The sequence below is a fragment of the Haematobacter genomosp. 1 genome (assembly GCF_002196855.1).
In the GTDB taxonomy this organism is placed as follows: domain Bacteria; phylum Pseudomonadota; class Alphaproteobacteria; order Rhodobacterales; family Rhodobacteraceae; genus Haematobacter.
Genome location: NZ_NIPW01000007.1, coordinates 52,870 through 68,495 on the forward strand (window position 1 = coordinate 52,870; position 15,626 = coordinate 68,495).

At 65.0% G+C, this 15,626-nt stretch carries 14 protein-coding genes; 10 read left to right on the forward strand and 4 right to left on the reverse strand.

The window, feature by feature from the left end; translation table 11 throughout:
- Positions 1–25 precede the first annotated feature (25 nt).
- Both CDV49_RS04740 and radC read left to right on the forward strand, forming a co-directional pair.
- Positions 26–2,074: a catalase gene (locus CDV49_RS04740; RefSeq protein ID WP_088214420.1), complete on the forward strand. Its 2,049-nt coding sequence runs from the start codon at positions 26–28 to the stop codon at positions 2,072–2,074.
- A 404-nt stretch (positions 2,075–2,478) separates the two neighbouring features.
- Positions 2,479–3,219: a RadC family protein gene (radC, locus tag CDV49_RS04745; protein ID WP_088214421.1), complete on the forward strand. Its 741-nt coding sequence runs from the start codon at positions 2,479–2,481 to the stop codon at positions 3,217–3,219.
- Between the two features lie 534 nt (positions 3,220–3,753).
- Here radC and CDV49_RS04750 read toward each other — a convergent pair.
- The 4 genes from CDV49_RS04750 to CDV49_RS04765 form a co-directional block, all read right to left on the reverse strand.
- Positions 3,754–4,551 (reverse strand): enoyl-CoA hydratase-related protein, encoded by a 798-nt coding sequence (locus CDV49_RS04750; protein WP_088214422.1) that lies wholly within the window; start codon positions 4,549–4,551, stop codon positions 3,754–3,756.
- Positions 4,548–5,348 carry an acyl-CoA dehydrogenase family protein gene (locus tag CDV49_RS04755; RefSeq protein ID WP_088214423.1) on the reverse strand — a complete coding sequence of 267 codons (801 nt, stop codon included), beginning with the start codon at positions 5,346–5,348 and terminating at the stop codon, positions 4,548–4,550. The genes CDV49_RS04750 and CDV49_RS04755 overlap by 4 nt, the downstream gene beginning before the upstream one ends.
- Positions 5,345–6,505: an acyl-CoA dehydrogenase family protein gene (locus CDV49_RS04760; protein WP_256947239.1), complete on the reverse strand. Its 1,161-nt coding sequence runs from the start codon at positions 6,503–6,505 to the stop codon at positions 5,345–5,347. The genes CDV49_RS04755 and CDV49_RS04760 overlap by 4 nt, the downstream gene beginning before the upstream one ends.
- Positions 6,506–6,569: 64 nt before the next feature.
- Positions 6,570–7,382 carry an IclR family transcriptional regulator gene (locus CDV49_RS04765; protein WP_088214424.1) on the reverse strand — a complete coding sequence of 271 codons (813 nt, stop codon included), beginning with the start codon at positions 7,380–7,382 and terminating at the stop codon, positions 6,570–6,572.
- Between the two features lie 177 nt (positions 7,383–7,559).
- Between CDV49_RS04765 and CDV49_RS04770 the strand changes: the two genes are divergently transcribed.
- From CDV49_RS04770 to CDV49_RS04805, 8 genes are read left to right on the forward strand one after another with little or no spacing between them, the layout of a single operon-like run.
- Positions 7,560–8,780: a CaiB/BaiF CoA transferase family protein gene (locus tag CDV49_RS04770; protein ID WP_088214425.1), complete on the forward strand. Its 1,221-nt coding sequence runs from the start codon at positions 7,560–7,562 to the stop codon at positions 8,778–8,780.
- 11 nt (positions 8,781–8,791) lie between these two features.
- The gene (locus tag CDV49_RS04775) at positions 8,792–9,958 is read left to right on the forward strand and encodes an acyl-CoA dehydrogenase family protein (protein ID WP_088214426.1); all 1,167 of its coding nucleotides are present in this window, start codon (positions 8,792–8,794) and stop codon (positions 9,956–9,958) included.
- A 28-nt stretch (positions 9,959–9,986) separates the two neighbouring features.
- Positions 9,987–11,246, forward strand: coding sequence for an acetyl-CoA hydrolase/transferase family protein (locus tag CDV49_RS04780; RefSeq protein ID WP_088214427.1), 1,260 nt, complete (start codon positions 9,987–9,989; stop codon positions 11,244–11,246).
- Entirely contained in the window at positions 11,236–12,450 is a 1,215-nt protein-coding gene (locus CDV49_RS04785; RefSeq protein WP_088214428.1) for a CaiB/BaiF CoA transferase family protein, read from the forward strand. Before CDV49_RS04780 ends, CDV49_RS04785 begins: the two co-directional genes overlap by 11 nt.
- Positions 12,431–12,883, forward strand: a complete 453-nt coding sequence (locus CDV49_RS04790) for a MaoC family dehydratase (RefSeq protein ID WP_088214429.1) — start codon at positions 12,431–12,433, stop codon at positions 12,881–12,883. Before CDV49_RS04785 ends, CDV49_RS04790 begins: the two co-directional genes overlap by 20 nt.
- Positions 12,883–13,740, forward strand: a complete 858-nt coding sequence (locus CDV49_RS04795; RefSeq protein WP_088214430.1) for an HpcH/HpaI aldolase/citrate lyase family protein — start codon at positions 12,883–12,885, stop codon at positions 13,738–13,740. Before CDV49_RS04790 ends, CDV49_RS04795 begins: the two co-directional genes overlap by 1 nt.
- Positions 13,741–13,749: 9 nt before the next feature.
- The gene (locus CDV49_RS04800; RefSeq protein WP_088214431.1) at positions 13,750–14,325 is read left to right on the forward strand and encodes a TRAP transporter small permease; all 576 of its coding nucleotides are present in this window, start codon (positions 13,750–13,752) and stop codon (positions 14,323–14,325) included.
- Positions 14,322–15,605 carry a TRAP transporter large permease gene (locus tag CDV49_RS04805; RefSeq protein WP_088214432.1) on the forward strand — a complete coding sequence of 428 codons (1,284 nt, stop codon included), beginning with the start codon at positions 14,322–14,324 and terminating at the stop codon, positions 15,603–15,605. Before CDV49_RS04800 ends, CDV49_RS04805 begins: the two co-directional genes overlap by 4 nt.
- The last annotated feature ends 21 nt before the right edge of the window (positions 15,606–15,626 follow it).

The window sequence follows — 15,626 nt, forward strand, 5'->3', positions numbered from 1 at the left end:
AGCGTCACGGTCAGGAGGCTCAGGCATGACCCGGCAAGGTTACGATAGCGAGCGCGGCAACGCGGGCGAAACCCAGCAGATGGCCACCGAGGGCAGCCCTGTCCTTACAACCAATCACGGGACGCCGATTTCAGACAATCAGAACAGCCTCCGTGCGGGGGATCGCGGCCCGACCCTGCTGGAAGATTTCATTCTCCGGGAAAAAATCTTCCATTTCGACCACGAGCGGATCCCGGAGCGGATCGTCCATGCCCGCGGCTCTGCGGCGCATGGTTATTTCGAATGCACAGATCCCATCCCAGACCTGAGCCGCGCGAGCCTATTTGCGGAAAAGGGGAATCGAATTCCCGTATTCGCCAGGTTTTCAACAGTCGCCGGCGGAGCGGGATCCGTGGATACACCGCGGGATGTCCGGGGGTTTGCCGTCAAATTTTATACCGAAGAAGGCAACTGGGATCTGGTCGGCAACAATATCCCGGTCTTCTTCATTCAGGATGCGATCAAGTTCCCCGATCTCATCCATTCCGTGAAGATGGAGGCCGACCGCGGCTTTCCTCAGGCCGCGAGCGCGCATGATACATTCTGGGATTTCGTCTCCCTGATGCCTGAGAGCATGCATATGGTGCTCTGGGCAATGTCGGACCGCGCCATCCCGCGTAGCCCGCGCATGATGCAGGGTTTCGGTGTGCATACATTCAAGTTGGTGAACGCAGCAGGCGAGGAGACGTTCGTCAAGTTCCACTGGCGGCCGAAGCTGGGGACGCAGTCGCTTGTCTGGGATGAATCGGCCAAGTTGCAAGGGGCCGACAACGATTATCACCGGCGCGATCTGTGGAATGCCATCGCGTCGGGCGATTTCCCGGAATGGGAATTCGGAATTCAGGCCTTCGATGCCGCGACAGCAGAGAAGCTGCCCTTCGACGTCCTGGACCCGACCAAGATCATTCCCGAGGAAGTCATCCCCCTCAGGATCATCGGGCGCATGGTGCTTGACCGCAACCCGGACAACCATTTCGCCGAGAATGAGCAGGCGGCATTCCTGCCCTCCAACGTGGTGCCGGGGATAGACTTCACCGATGATCCCTTGTTGCAGGGGCGGCTTTTTTCATATCTGGACACGCAGAAATCCCGGCTCGGCACGACGAATTTCCACCAAATCCCGATCAACGCGCCGAAATGTCCCTTCGCGAACATGCAGCGGGACGGGATGATGCAGACCATGGTGCCGAAGGGCCGCTCCAACTACGAACCCAACAGTCTGGCCGATGCAGGGGAGGATCCCGGCCCGCGTGCCGCCGCGTCCGGCTTCAGGACCGCGCCGCAGCAGGTCGAAGGGCCAAAACTGCGTATCCGGGCGGAAAGCTTCAGCGACCATTTCAGCCAGGCCCGCCTGTTCTTCCGGTCCCAGACCGAGAGCGAACAGTCCCATATCGCCTCCGCGTTCACGTTTGAACTCTCCAAGGTGGAATTGGAGCATGTGCGCAAGCGTGTGCTCTCCCTGTTGCGGAATGTCGATGAGGCGCTCGCGGCGCAAGTGGCCGAGGGGTTGGCCATGGACCTCCCCGATCGCGCAACCCCTGCGCGGGAGCCGGTTGACCTCGATCTCTCCGATGCGCTTTCGATCCAGAAAAACTGGACCGCGACCCTCAACGGCCGCACCGTCGGCGTTTTGTTCGACGAAGGCTCCGATAAGGGTGAGCTGGAACGCGTTATCAAGGCAGTAGAGAGTGCGGGCGGCACGGCCTTTACCGTCGCGCCGAAAGTGGGCGGCCTGTCGCTCAAGGGTGGCAAGATGAAGGCCGATGGGCAACTCGCGGGGTCGCCCTCCGTGTTGTTCGATGCGGTGGCGCTCGTCCTTACACCGGAAGCCGCGAAGAAGCTGTCGCGCAACGGGGCAGCGGTCGCGTTTGTCATGGACGCATTTTCCCACCTCAAGGCGATTGGGCTGAATGACGGGGCGAAAGCGCTTCTCGACCGGGCCGGGGTGGAGGAAGGGCCGGGTGTCACGGGACTGGATGACTTGGCGGAGGCGGCGACGCAGCGGTATTGGGGGCGTGAATCCAGCATGGAATGACGATGCAATCGCGCTAGCGGGCTGCTGCAAAATGCCGGGCATCTGGCGAAGCTTGGGTGGGAGGCCAGTTGGTCCGCTCACCCGCCAAAATCTGTTGGCGGTTTCCAACAATGTGAGGACGATTTCTGCCTTGGGGCAGACCCGGAGTGCTCTTTCCGCCGCCTGTTAAGACTATTTTTACCCTTCTCGCCCTAGCTTCTCCGCAAGAGCATGGGGAGTAATGAAAGGTGTGGTGGATCGGACGCCGCCGTCGTGAGGGTCAGCCCGACGGTACTCCTGCCCTTAGGCAAGATGGCCAGCAGAAGTCGGGTTTCTCGGCGGAAGCGCTTCGGGGTCTGGCGGAACTGGAGGCCCGGAGCGCCCCGCCCGATGCTTGGGCGCAGCCGTACCCACCCGCTTACCGGATGACCGATCGCCTGAAGCCTGACGCTGCCGCAGGAGGAGGGCTGGTCCGGGATGAGACCGGCGCGCAGCGCCCCCATTACTGGGGACATCGCGAACGCCTCCGCACGCGCTTTCTTGACGGCGGGCCGATAGGGATGCCTGAGTATGAACTGTTGGAACTGCTGCTCTTCAACGCGATACCGCGCATCGATGTGAAGCCGCTGGCGAAACGCCTTCTCGCCGCTTTTGGTGACCTTAACGGTGTCATCGCCGCTTCAGAACATCGTATAATGCAGGTGGAGGGGGCGGATCGCTGGGTCTGGCTGCAACTTCGCCTCGTTGATGCCTTCGCGCAGCGCATGGCGCAGACGCGCGTCCTTCAGAGGGAGGTCGTTTCGTCATGGGATGCTCTGGTGACCTACTGCCGCACCTGCATGGCGCATCGGGAGACAGAGCAGTTTCGCGTTCTTTTTCTGGATCGCAAGAACGCGGTGATCGCCGATGAGGCGCTCGGACAGGGGACAATCGGACACGTCCCGGTCTATCCGCGGGAGGTGGCGAAACGCGCACTCGAACTGGCGGCAAGCGCCGTCATTCTGGTCCATAACCATCCTTCGGGCGACCCCACGCCGAGCGACGACGACGTTCTGATGACCGAACGTGTCATCGCGGCCTGCGAGGCGATCGACGTCTCCGTTCACGACCACCTCATCATCGGTAAACACGCGGAGACGTCCTTCAGGACAATGGGGCTGATTTGAGGCGTCATGGCGCCGGATCCAACGGCCTCCGAAGGTGCTACAGCTTTGAAATGCAAAGAACGCGATGCATCATCGGCAGCCATTTCGTCGGGCCGCTCGGGGTGGCGCAAGCGGTTCAGGGTGTGAAACACCATCCTCGCGGGATTGAAGCCGCAAGGAGTGACGTGCGGCTGTCGGGCCGTTCACCCGGTCGCTTGGGCGCTTGGCCATCGCGCAGGGCAGTGGCGCCGCCATCGGATTTGGGAGGCAATGCGGGTCGGAAGCCTCGTGGATCGCAACGTCCGTCGAGACGTTGAGTAGTGCTCACCACATTCACCGCCCGAGACAGAACAGTTGGCGGTAATGATGGAGGAGAACGACCGCCGCCAACGCCGCTCGGCAGGAGGCTTTTGCCGGAGCATGGGCGTTGAGGCAACCGCCGAGCCGATCCGTCATCTGTCGCCCCAGACGGTTCCCAGAACCCTACCGGCCGCTTGCCTCTCGCCGATCCGATCCAGCGCGTCGGATACGCGCTGAACAGGATGGCCGACGGCTCTAATCCTGAAAGACCGGCTTGCGGCGTTCGAGGAGAGCGAGCAGCGCCTCCCTGTGATCAGGTGTGTGCTGGATGATCGCCTGATAGCTGGCCGCCAGATCAAGGGCCGTCTCCAGCGGAAGACCCATCGACTGCCGGATAAGCCGCTTGTTGAGCCGGACACTCCGGGGTGCGAAGGAGGCGATGCGATGCGCCATTTCCCGCGCTGCGGGCATCAGTTCTTCCGGCGGCAGGACATGGGTAACCAGACCCCAGTCCAGCGCCTCCGCAGCATTCAGGGTCCGGCATGTCAGAGCGAGTTCGACGGCACGGGGATAGCCCACGACACGCGGCAGATACCATGCCCCGCCATCGCCGGAAATCAGCCCGACCCGGAGGAAGCTCTCCGCGAAGCTCGCCTCCGTCGAAGCCAGCCGGATGTCGCACATGGTGGCGATATCCATTCCCGCGCCGATCGCCAGACCGTTCACGGCAGCGATGGCAGGCACGTCCAACTGGCCGAACAGGCGGGGAAGCACCTGAATGTTGCGCCGGTAGGCCTCCTGCATTTCTGCGGGAGTTCCGGCGAACATCGGATGAGAGCCGTCCCGCATCTCCTTGACGTTTCCGCCGGAACTGAACGCCTCCCCCGCGCCGGTCAGAAGGATGCAGCCAAGGCTGTCGTCTTCGTTCGCCGCCGCCAGAAACGCCTCCAGTTCCCGGATCACGTCGTCCGACAGCGCGTTCCGCGTCTGGGGCCGGTTAAGCGTCAGGATGGCGACGGGTCCGTCGCGCTCGATGAGAACCGCCTGTGTCATGCCTCACTCCTTTCATCAGTCAGATAAGCCCACAGGCCCCCGGGTGCGGCGAGCGCCGCGCGACCCACCCGCGCCTCGCACTCCGCCTGCCGCCCGTTGTCGTCGCGCCATTGCCAAAGACGACGGGTGTAATGATGGAGCGGGTGCTCCTCCGTGAAGCCGATGGCGCCCATCACCTGATGGGCAGCAGCAGCGATGAAGGTTGCAGCCCGTCCCGCCTGTGCCTTGGCCGTCAGCCATGGGAGGGTGTCTTCGCCATCCGCCTCCGCCGCCTCCAGCGCCGCGGCCAAGGCTGCTTCCGTCAGCGCGAGTTCGGAGGCCGCTTCCGCCAGCAAGTGCTGAAGCGCCTGGAATTTGCCGAGCGGGCGGCCAAACTGCTGGCGGGTATTGGCATAATCCACCGCAATCTCCATCACTCGCGCCATCGCGCCGGTCATCGCGGCTACGGTGAGAAGCGCGTCGTCGCGAGTAGCCTCTCCCTCAGGGGGTTCATCTGCGCCGAACAGGCCGCCGGCTAAGGGCCGCGCCTCCTCCCCGGCCAGCAGCGCAACCGGATCGACAGGCGCGGCATGCCAGCCAAGGCGCCAGCAGGCCACCGCCGCATCGCCGAGCGTGCCGCCCAGTCCTCCCTCGTCTTCCGCGCGCAGGAGCAGCGGCAAGCCCGCCTCCGTCAATGCCGCCCGGAGTTGCTCTTCGCCTTCAGCACCGGTCAGTCCGGCCAGTCCGGCCAGTCTGCGCGTGAGCAGGCGATCCAGCGTATCATCCATCATTCGGGCGATGTCGGTCATCTCGTTCATCTCAGGCCAAGCCCCCTCGCAATGATGCCCCTCAGGATCTCTCGTGTGCCGCCCCGGAGCGTGAAGCTCGGAGCGCTCAGGATCGCGGTGGCAAGCGCTGCGCCGCCCGAGCCTTCTCCGGGCCGGAGATCGGTGAGGCGGCGGGCGAGTTCCGGTATCTCCTGCTCGAGCGCCGTGCCCATATCCTTCATGATCGGCGCCAGTACGCCGACATCCTCGCCCGCGGCAAGACGGCGGTTGATACGGAGCGAAAGCTGGCGAATCGCGTTCATCCGCGCAACGACGCGCCCGATCTCCGCCTCTGCCATGCGGTCTGGTGCCTGCGCCGCCATATCCACCACAACCGAGAGCAGACCAAAGGTGGAAAGGATGCGATCCGGCCCACTCCTCTCGAACGCCAGCTCTTCGTTGACAAGCCGCCAGCCCGAGCCCTCCGGCCCCAGAAGGTGATCCTCGGGGACGAAGTTGCCATCGAAGGTGATCTCGTTCAGCTCCTCCTCTCCGCGCAGATCGCGAAGCGGGCGGACTTCCACCCCCTCGCCCTGCATCGGCACGACAAGCTGGGACAGGCCGGCATAGCGATCCTCCCCCCGCGGCGAGGTCCGGCAGAGCGCTATGACATAGTCCGCATGCTGGGCGTTCGTCGTCCAGACCTTGCGCCCGTGAATGCGCCAGCCACCCTCCACGCGCTCCGCCCGCGTTCGGATTGAGGACAGGTCCGAGCCGCTGTCCGGCTCGCTCATGCCGATACCGATCGTACATTCCCCGGTAACGATTTGCGGCAGGATCAGCCGCTTCAGCGCCTCGCTTCCGTTTCTGAGGATCTGCGGCCCGCTCTGGCGGTCGGCGATCCAGTGCGCGCCCTGGGGTGCGCCGGCCGCCAGCAGTTCCTCGCACACCACATAGCGTTCGTAGAGGCTGCGTTCATGTCCGCCATAGGCCCGCGGCCATGTCATGCCGATATAGCCACGCTCCGCACAGCGACGGGAGAAATCGCGGCTCCATGTCGTCCATGTCTGGCGACCCGGGCGAATGGTGCCCCGCGCGGTTTCCTCCTCCACAAAAGCGCGAACCTCGGCGCGGAGCGCCCTTTCCCCCGGAAAGTCCGGGCGCGGCGCTTCTCCCTCCAGCCTTGGGAACAGGCGGGGAATACTCACGTGCGGCCCCTGCCACGGCTCCTGCGGCGCGCTGCCCTGCCCGCGTCGGGCGGTATCTGTCCTGTCATTCTTTCTCCCCCTCCCTCAAATCCATTCCCGCTTCATCCAGCAGGCGATGCAGTTGCGGCACATTGTCCGCGAAGTAGCCCGGACCGAACCGCCGTTCGATGGCACGCTGCATGATCAACGCAATCTCACCCATCCGGTCGAAGATACGGAACAGCGGCCCCGCCACCGTGACGGAGAACGCCCGGCCACCCAACGGCAGGGGAACGGAGACCCCGCCCAGATCCTGGCTGAAGGCGGAGGCGCTGCGGAACCAGCCCCGGGCAAGCGAGGTGGCCATGCTTTCCTCCACCTCCTCCGCCGTCATGGGCGTGCCGGAGCCGTAGCGGGTGTAGCTTGCCCGTTTCAGCAGCGCGGTGACCTGCGCGCGGGGCAACTGGCACATGATCGCCTGACCGGAAGCCGTCCCATGCAGCGGCACCCTCCGTCCCGGCTCTGCGATGTAGCGTATGGCCTGCCGCGATTGGATAACCGACATCAGGATCGCCTGTTGCCCGCTCTGCGCGGCGATCCAGACGGTTTCCTGCGTCTGCGCGGCAAGATCGGCAAGCAGTTCCTGCAACCCTTCCGGCATCGGCTCCGCAGCCGCGACGTCCTGCGCAAGCGCGAGCCAGCGCGGCGTGGGATAGTAGCCTCCGCGCGGTTTCGGCTCATACAGGAAACCACGCTCCACCAACGTGGAAATGATGTTGAACGCGCTGGACCGGGGCCAGCCGAAACGGGCGGAGATCTCCGCAAGGCTCGCCGGCCGCTGATGCGCGGCGAAGTATTCCAGCAGGTCGAGCACGTTGGCAGCCTGCTTCACGGCCATGATCAATCCTCACGTTTGTCTACATATATGGACATATAATACCTAAATATGGGCATAGCACAAATATTCATTGACACCAGCAGGAGAATCGCAATTAAGTCCATTAATGTGATCTTATGGTTCACATATATGGACATCTACGGGAGAGATGTCCGCTTTTCTGCCGGGAGGTTTTGAATGGGGCCGTTGAACGGAATCCGCATCGTGGACATGACGTCCGTTCTGATGGGGCCATACGCCACCCAGATGCTTGGCGATTTCGGGGCGGATGTAATGAAGGTGGAGGCACCGGACGGGGATCTGGTTCGCAAGATCGGTCCGGCCCGCCACGCCGGAATGGGGCCACTCTTTCTCCATGCAAATCGCTCCAAACGGTCGATCACACTCGACCTCAAGGTGCCGGAGGGGCGGGAGGCACTGCTTCGGCTCTGCGCGGATGCAGATGCGCTGGTCTACAACGTCCGGCCCAAGGCCATGGAGCGGCTGGGCCTGTCCTACGAGGAAGTCGCTGCGGTCAATCCGCGCATCGTCTATGCGGGCATGTTCGGTTACGCACAGAACGGCCCCTACGCGGCGCGCCCGGCCTACGACGATCTGATCCAGGGGGCCGCGACGATCCCCTATCTCTTTTCGCGTGTGAACGAAGGGCACCCCCGCTACGTGCCGACGGCGATGGCGGATCGCATCGTCGGGCTGGTCGCGGCCAATGCCATTCTCGCATCGCTGATCGAACGTGATCGGTCCGGCAGCGGCCAGCGGGTCGATGTGCCGATGTTCGAAACCATGGTGAGCTTCGTGTTGTCCGACCACATGGGAGGGCTGACCTATGAACCGCCGCTGGATAAAGGCGGCTACGCGCGGCAACTCTCCGCGGACCGCCGCCCGTATCAGACACAGGACGGCTATATCTGCGCGCTGATCTACAATGACGGTCACTGGCGTCGCTTCTTCGCGGCAATCGGACAGCCCGAGATGCCGGAGGCCGACCCCCGCTTTCGCGACTTCGTCTCCCGCATGGCGCATATCGACGAGGTCTATGGCGAACTCTCCCGATTGTTCCTCACGCGGACCACCGCGGAGTGGATGGAGTTGCTGGAGGAGGCCGATGTGCCCGCCATGCCGATGTATGACTTCGAGGGCGTGCTGAACGACCCGCACCTGGCGGCCACGGGCTTCTTCCAGATGGTCGATCACCCGAGCGAGGGAAAAATCCGCCAGATGGCCGTGCCCGCGAAATGGTCACGCACCCCCGCACTGCCGGAGCGCCTCGCGCCGCGACAGGGGGAGAACACGGCAGAAATACTCCGGGAGGCCGGCATGACCACGGCCGAGATGGACGCCATGGCGCAGGCGGGGGCATTCGGCGCCCCGCCCGCTCCGACAGCGCGGCGCGCGTGAGGGGAAACGGAATGGATTTCGCACTGACTGAGGAACAGGAGGCCATCCGCGCCTCCGTCGCCGGCATCTGCTCGCGGTTCGACGATGCCTACTGGCTCAAGCGGGACAGGGAGGGCGGCTTCCCCCACGATTTCTATGACGCCCTCGCGCGGGAAGGCTGGCTGGGCATCTGCACGCCCGAAGCTTACGGCGGCGCGGGGCTGGGCATCACCGAAGCCGCGATCATGATGCGCGCCATCGCCGAATCCGGCGCGGGCATGTCGGGCGCTTCCGCCGTTCATATCAACATCTTCGGGCTGAACCCTGTCGCGGTGTTCGGCACGGAGGAACAGAAGCAGCGGATGCTCCGCCCGATGGCCGAGGGGCGGGAAAAGGCGTGTTTCGCTGTGACGGAGCCCAACACCGGCCTCAATACCACGCAACTCAAGTTGCGCGCCGTGAAGAAGGGCGACCGATACGTGGTCAACGGGCAGAAGGTCTGGATCTCCACCGCGCAGGAGGCCGACCGTATCCTGCTGCTCGCCCGCACCACGCCGCTGGAAGAGGTGACGAAGCCGACGCACGGACTGAGCCTTTTCTACTCCCGCTTCGACCGCGACCGCATCCGCGTCACCGAGATCGAAAAGATGGGCCGCAAGGCGGTGGATTCGAACGAACTCTTCTTCGAGGATTACGAAATCCCCGCCGAGGACCTGATCGGCGAGGAAGGCCGGGGCTTTGAATACATCCTCCACGGGATGAACCCCGAGCGTGTCCTGATCGCCGCGGAGGCGGTGGGACTGGGGATGCTCGCCCTCGCGCGCGCGTCGAAATATGCCCGCGAGCGCATCGTCTTCAACCGGCCCATCGGGCAGAACCAGGCGATTCAGCATCCGCTGGCGAAATGCTGGGCGGAGTTGGAGGCGGCATGGATGATGGTGCTCTCCGCAGCCTCCGCCTATGACCGGGGTCTGCCTGCGGGAGCCGCTGCCAACGCGGCCAAATATCTGGCGGGAGAGGCGGGATTTCACGCCTGCGAAACCGCGGTCATGGTTCATGGCGGTTTCGGCTACGCCAAGGAATTCCATGTCGAACGCTATCTGCGCGAGGTATTCGTGCCCCGGATCGCGCCGGTGAGCCCGCAGCTCGCCCTGTCCTTCATCGCCGAACGGGTGCTGGACCTGCCAAAATCCTACTGAACGGACCACGCCTTGGGAGGGGAGGACCATGGCACAGCAGACCATCGGCATCGACACAGCAGAAGGGATGTTCCGGCCCGGCGACCGCGTGCTCATCCCCCAGGGAATGGGGGAGCCGCAGGCGCTGACGGCGGCTTTGGTCGCGGCGTCCTTGCGCCTGGAAGGGCTCACGGCCTGCGTCGGCATGGTCACTGGAGAGGCGCTGCTCGCGGAAAGCCGGCTGCGCTTTGAAAGCTACGGTATCATGGGGCGGATGACCGCGCTCCCGGCGGAGCGTATCGATGTCCTGACACTGCCCTATTCCGGTTACATTGACCGCATCGTCACCGGCGCGCTCCCCGCGGATGTGGTCTTCCTCCGACTTTCCCCCGCGCGGGGGGGCCGGTATCATCTGGGTATCGGCGATCTGCACCTGATTGACGCCGCGCGCCGCGCGCGTGTCGTGCTGGCCGAAATCAGCGCCGATGTCCCGCGCACGTCCGGCACGCTCTGGCCGGAGGAGGTGCCTTTTCTGGCAGTCGATGCCGAAGGCGCGCTGGCAGAACTCCATCCCGGCTCCTCTGATGAGACGGAGATGACCGTCGCCCGCCACGTTGCCGCGCTGGTGCCGGACGGGGCAGTGATCCAGCTGGGCATCGGGCGTCTGCCGCAGGCCGTCACCGCCGCGCTAATGGGCCATCGCGACCTCGGCCTGCATTCGGGCGCGATGATCGATGGCGTGGCCGATCTGGTGGAAGCGGGGGCCATCACGAACGCCCGCAAGGAGGTGGACGCAGGTGTCAGCGTTGCGGGAGTGCTTATGGGCAGCCGCCGGATCGCGCGTTTTGCCGACGGCAACCCGGCGCTCCGCCTCGCGCCCACTGGCTATACCCATGCGGCGCAGGTGCTGGCGCGGCTGTCCCGGTTTCACGCGATCAACTCCGCGATTGAGGTCGATCTCTTTGGTCGCATCAACCTCGAACGCGCCGCGGCCCGACCGATGGCCGGACTGGGCGGACAACCGGATTTCGCCCGGGCGGCCCGTGCCTCTGCCGGAGGGCGCTCCATCGTGGCGCTCCCCTCCACCGCCGCGCGGGGCAGTCGTTCGCGGATCGTGGCGGAGGTCGCGCATGTCTCGCTCCCCCACGCGGCGGCGGACGTGGTGGTCACGGAATGGGGCGCTGCCCATCTGGCGGGCGTGCCGCCGGAGGCACGTGGCCCGCGCCTCATCGCGATTGCCGATCCGAGGTTCCGGGACGTGCTGGAACGGGCTTGGTCCGAACAGAAGGAGAGGGCACATGCACTCTGACAAGGGGCCGCTGCATGGCCTCCGGTTCGTGGAGATGGTAGGCATCGGTCCCGGGCCACTCGCCGCGATGATCCTGTCGGATCTGGGTGCGGAGGTCATCCGTATCGACCGTCCCGAAGCTTCCGGGCTGGGCGTTCCGCGGCCGGAAGCATTCGACTTCGTGGCCCGTGGGCGGCGATCCGTCGCGCTCGATCTGCGCCAGCCGGAAGGGCGGGCCTGCGCGCTCCGGCTCATCGCGCGGGCCGATGGCCTGATCGAGGGCTTCCGGCCCGGCGTGATGGAACGGCTGGGGCTTGGCCCGGAGCCATGCCTGGCCGCAAATCCCCGGCTGATCTATGCACGGCTCACCGGCTGGGGACAGGCGGGGCCACTCGCCCGGACGGCGGGGCATGACATCTGCTACCTCGCGCTCACCGGCGTTCTGGATGCGATCGGGCCTAAGGACGGCGCGCCCGTGCCGCCGCTGAACCTCGTGGCAGATTACGCAGGCGGCACGCTGATGCTGGTGATCGGTGTTCTGGCCGCGCTCCAGCATCGGCAGTCAAGCGGCCGGGGGCAGGTCGTGGATGCAGCGATGGTGGACGGCGTGACCCTGTTGACCACCGCGCTCGCCGGCTTGCAGGCGGCGGGGCTGCATGACGGGCCGCGGGGCACAAACGTTCTTGACGGCGGCGCACCTTATTACACCACCTATGCCTGTGCGGACGGAAGAGCCATCGCCGTGGGTGCCATCGAGCCGAAGTTCCGCACGGTGCTGCTTCAGGGGCTGGGTCTGGACGCAGCCTCCTTCCCGGATCTGGACGATCCCACCTTCTGGCCGGAGGCCCGCGCGCGGCTCGCAGCCCGGTTCGCAGAGCATGATCGCGCACATTGGGAACGCGTTTTCGAAGGCAGCGACGCCTGCGTGGCCCCCGTCCTGAGCCTCTCTGAAGCGCCCGACCATCCGCACAACCGCGCGCGGCAGAGCCATATCGCTGTCGGCTCCGCCCTGCATCCCGCACCTGCGCCCCGGTTCTCCGCGAGCCAGCCCCCTCCCCCCGGACCGCCGCGCAGACGCGGCGCGGATGGAGACCGGGTTCTTGCCGACTGGGGCCTGTCTCCCGACGAAATCGCAGCGCTTCGCCGCTCGGGCGCACTGATCCCCGCGCGGGAGGAAGCGGCACAGCATGACAAGGAGGCATCCCATGCCCGGCCTGCACTTTGAAGACCTCACACCCGGACGGCACTTCCGCCACGAGCTCAGCCGCACGGTGACGGAGGCTGACAACACCATGTTCAGTCTGATGACAATGAATCCGCAACCCCTGCATATCGACGCGCATTTCTCCGAGGGCACGGAATGGGGGCAGCGGCTGTTCAACAGCATGATGACGCTTGCCATCATGGTGGGCCTGTCCGTGCAGGACACCACGCTGGGCACGACCGTCGGCAACCTTGGCATGACGGATGTCAAGTTCCCGAAGCCGGTATTTCACGGAGACACCATCCGTGCCGAAACACGGGTGCTGGAGGCGCGCGCAAGCCGCTCCCGCCCCGATGTGGGGATCGTGGAATTCGAGCACAGTTGTTTCAACCAGCGGGGGGATCTCGTCGCCTCCTGCCGGCGGAGCGCGATGATGCGCAAGAAGGCGGCCTGATGCGGTCCCTGCTTTTCGTCCCGGGCGACAGCCCGCGCAAATTCGCCAAGGCACGGGCGAGCATGGCGGATGTGCTGATCCTCGATCTTGAGGATTCGGTAGCCGCCACCGCCAAGTCGGGCGCGCGGGAGATCGTGCGCACGATGCTGGAGGAGGGTTCGTCCGGTCCCGCTCTCTGGGTTCGGGTGAACGCGCTCGACACCGGCCTGACGCTTGAGGATCTCGCCGCGGTGATACCGCTTGCCCCCGCGGGGATCGTGCTTCCCAAAGCTGCCGGGGCGGCTGATGTGGAAAGGCTCGCCACCTGGCTCGATGCGTTCGAGGTGTCGGGCCACCTTGCGCAAGGCACGACGGGCATCATCGCCGTCGCGACCGAGACGGCAGAGGCAGTTATGGGGCTTGGCAGCTATCGCGGCGCCTCGTCCCGCCTTCGCGGGCTGATGTGGGGGGCGGAGGATCTGGCGGCATCGCTCGGTGCCACGACCAACGCGGTCGATGGCGTCTTTACCGAACCCTTCCGCCTTGCCCGCAACCTCTGCCTGATGGCGGCAGCCTCGGCGGGGGTCGCCGCCATAGACACGGTGAGCACCAACCTGCGCGACCTCGCTCTCGTCGAGGAGGAGGCCCGCGCGGCCCGCCGCGATGGCTTTGCCGCCAAGGCGGTAATCCACCCCGGCCATCTGGAGATCGTCAATCAAGCCTTCCGCCCGACCGAGGCGGAGGCCGATTGGGCCCGCAGGGTGATTGCCGCCTTCGAGGAAGCACCGGAAGCGGGTGTCGTCACGCTGGACGGCAAGATGGTGGACAAGCCGCACGAACGCGCCGCGCAGAAAATTCTCGCGGCACTTGGGGAGTGAGGAAACAGAATGGAACGCACGGCAAAACCGGACTGGCCGGACGCCATCCTGAAAGGGGCGGAGCGGGTGCTGGTCGCCCTATCGGGGCTGTCCATCGCCGCGATCATGCTCGTCGTGGTTGCGGACGTGACCATGCGATACGTCGTGTCCCAGCCGCTTGGCTGGTCCTATGACCTGATCGGTAGCTACCTGATGGTCTGTGTTTTCTTCTTTGCACTGCCCGATACGCTGACCCACCACAGCCATATCGCCATCGACATCTTCAACCCGCGGCTGCCGCGCTGGTTCATGCATCTCGGATTGGCGGTTGGCTACGCATTTTCGGCACTGCTGGTGGCGCTGATCGCCTGGCAGGGTTGGCTGCGGTTCGAGGGAAGCTACGCCGCGGGAGATCAGATCAGCGCCACCGTCCCCTGGCCCACCTGGCCGGCTTATCTGATGGTGGCCATCGGTTCCGCATTTTTCACCCTCCGCTGTCTGCATCGGACGGTAATGCACATGGCCTCCATGCTGACGGGGCGCGAACTCGCAGACATGCCGCCTCCGCCCGAAACCGCCGCAATCGACGGAGAACATGCCGAATGACCGTTTCCATCGTTCTCCTGATCCTCGTGGTCTTCCTCGTCGTCGGGCTCCCGGTTGCGCTGGCAATGCTGCTGTCCGGCGCGGCGGGTCTTTACATGCTGGGCGGGTTGCCGTTTCTGACCGGGATCCTGCGCACCTCGCCGCTGTCCACCGCGAACAGCTATGAGATCATCACCATCCCGATGTTCATCCTGATGGCGGAGTTCGTCATCATCTCCGGCATTGCCAACGATCTGTTTCGTGCCGCGACGATCTGGGTCGGCCGGCTCCGGGGCGGTGTCGCGATGGCGACGGCGCTGGCCGGTGCGGGGTTCGGTGCGATCTCCGGCTCCTCCACCGCGGCGGCCGCGACATTGGCATCCACCTCGCTCCCCGCGATGCTCGAGCAAGGCTACGATCCGAAGCTGGCGGGCGGCGTGGTCGCCATTTCCGGGACGCTGGCCATGCTGATCCCGCCGTCCATCGCGCTCGTGCTCTATGGGATCATTGCCGATGTGCCGATCGGCGACCTGCTGATCGCCGGCGTCATTCCCGGGATCATAGTCACGCTGGCGATCATCCTTACCGTAGCGCTTCTGGTCAGACTCGATCCCGCCGCCGCGCCGCAGGGGCGCGCGCATACGATGGTGGAGAAGGTCCGCAGCCTGAAGCGGGTTGGCCCGATGCTGGTGCTGTTCCTCGCGGTGACCGGCTCCATCTACAGCGGCCTTGCCACGCCCACGGAGGCCGCGGGGCTTGGCGCCTTCGTCGCCATGCTGCTCGCCATATGGGAGCGGCAGCTTACCTTCCCCCGGCTGTGCCACGCGCTGCGTTCCACCGCGCATACGAGCTGCATGATCCTGCTCATCATCCTCGGCGCGCATGTGTTCGGCTACTTCTTTACCCTGTCGCGGGTCACCAACGACATCAGCGCCTGGGTGGGTGGCCTTCCGATGGCACCGCTCGCCATCATGTGCGTGATCCTGATCGGCTATATCATCCTCGGCTTCTTCATGGACCAGATCGCGATCCTGATCCTGACGGTTCCTGTGATCCTGCCGGTCGTGACGCAGCTCGGCTTCGATCCGATCTGGTTCGGCGTCATTGTCGTCGTCACCGCAGAGGTCGGAATGGTTACGCCACCGATGGGCATGAACGTGTTCGTCGTCGCCCGCTATACCCGCCGCCCGCTGGGCGAGCTGTTCCGCGGAGTGATGCCGCATGTCTGGGCCCATCTGCTCGTCATCGCCCTGCTGACCCTGTTTCCGGCCCTCGTCACCTGGCTGCCCTCCACGATGTGAGGCAGCTCCTGCAACTGTTTT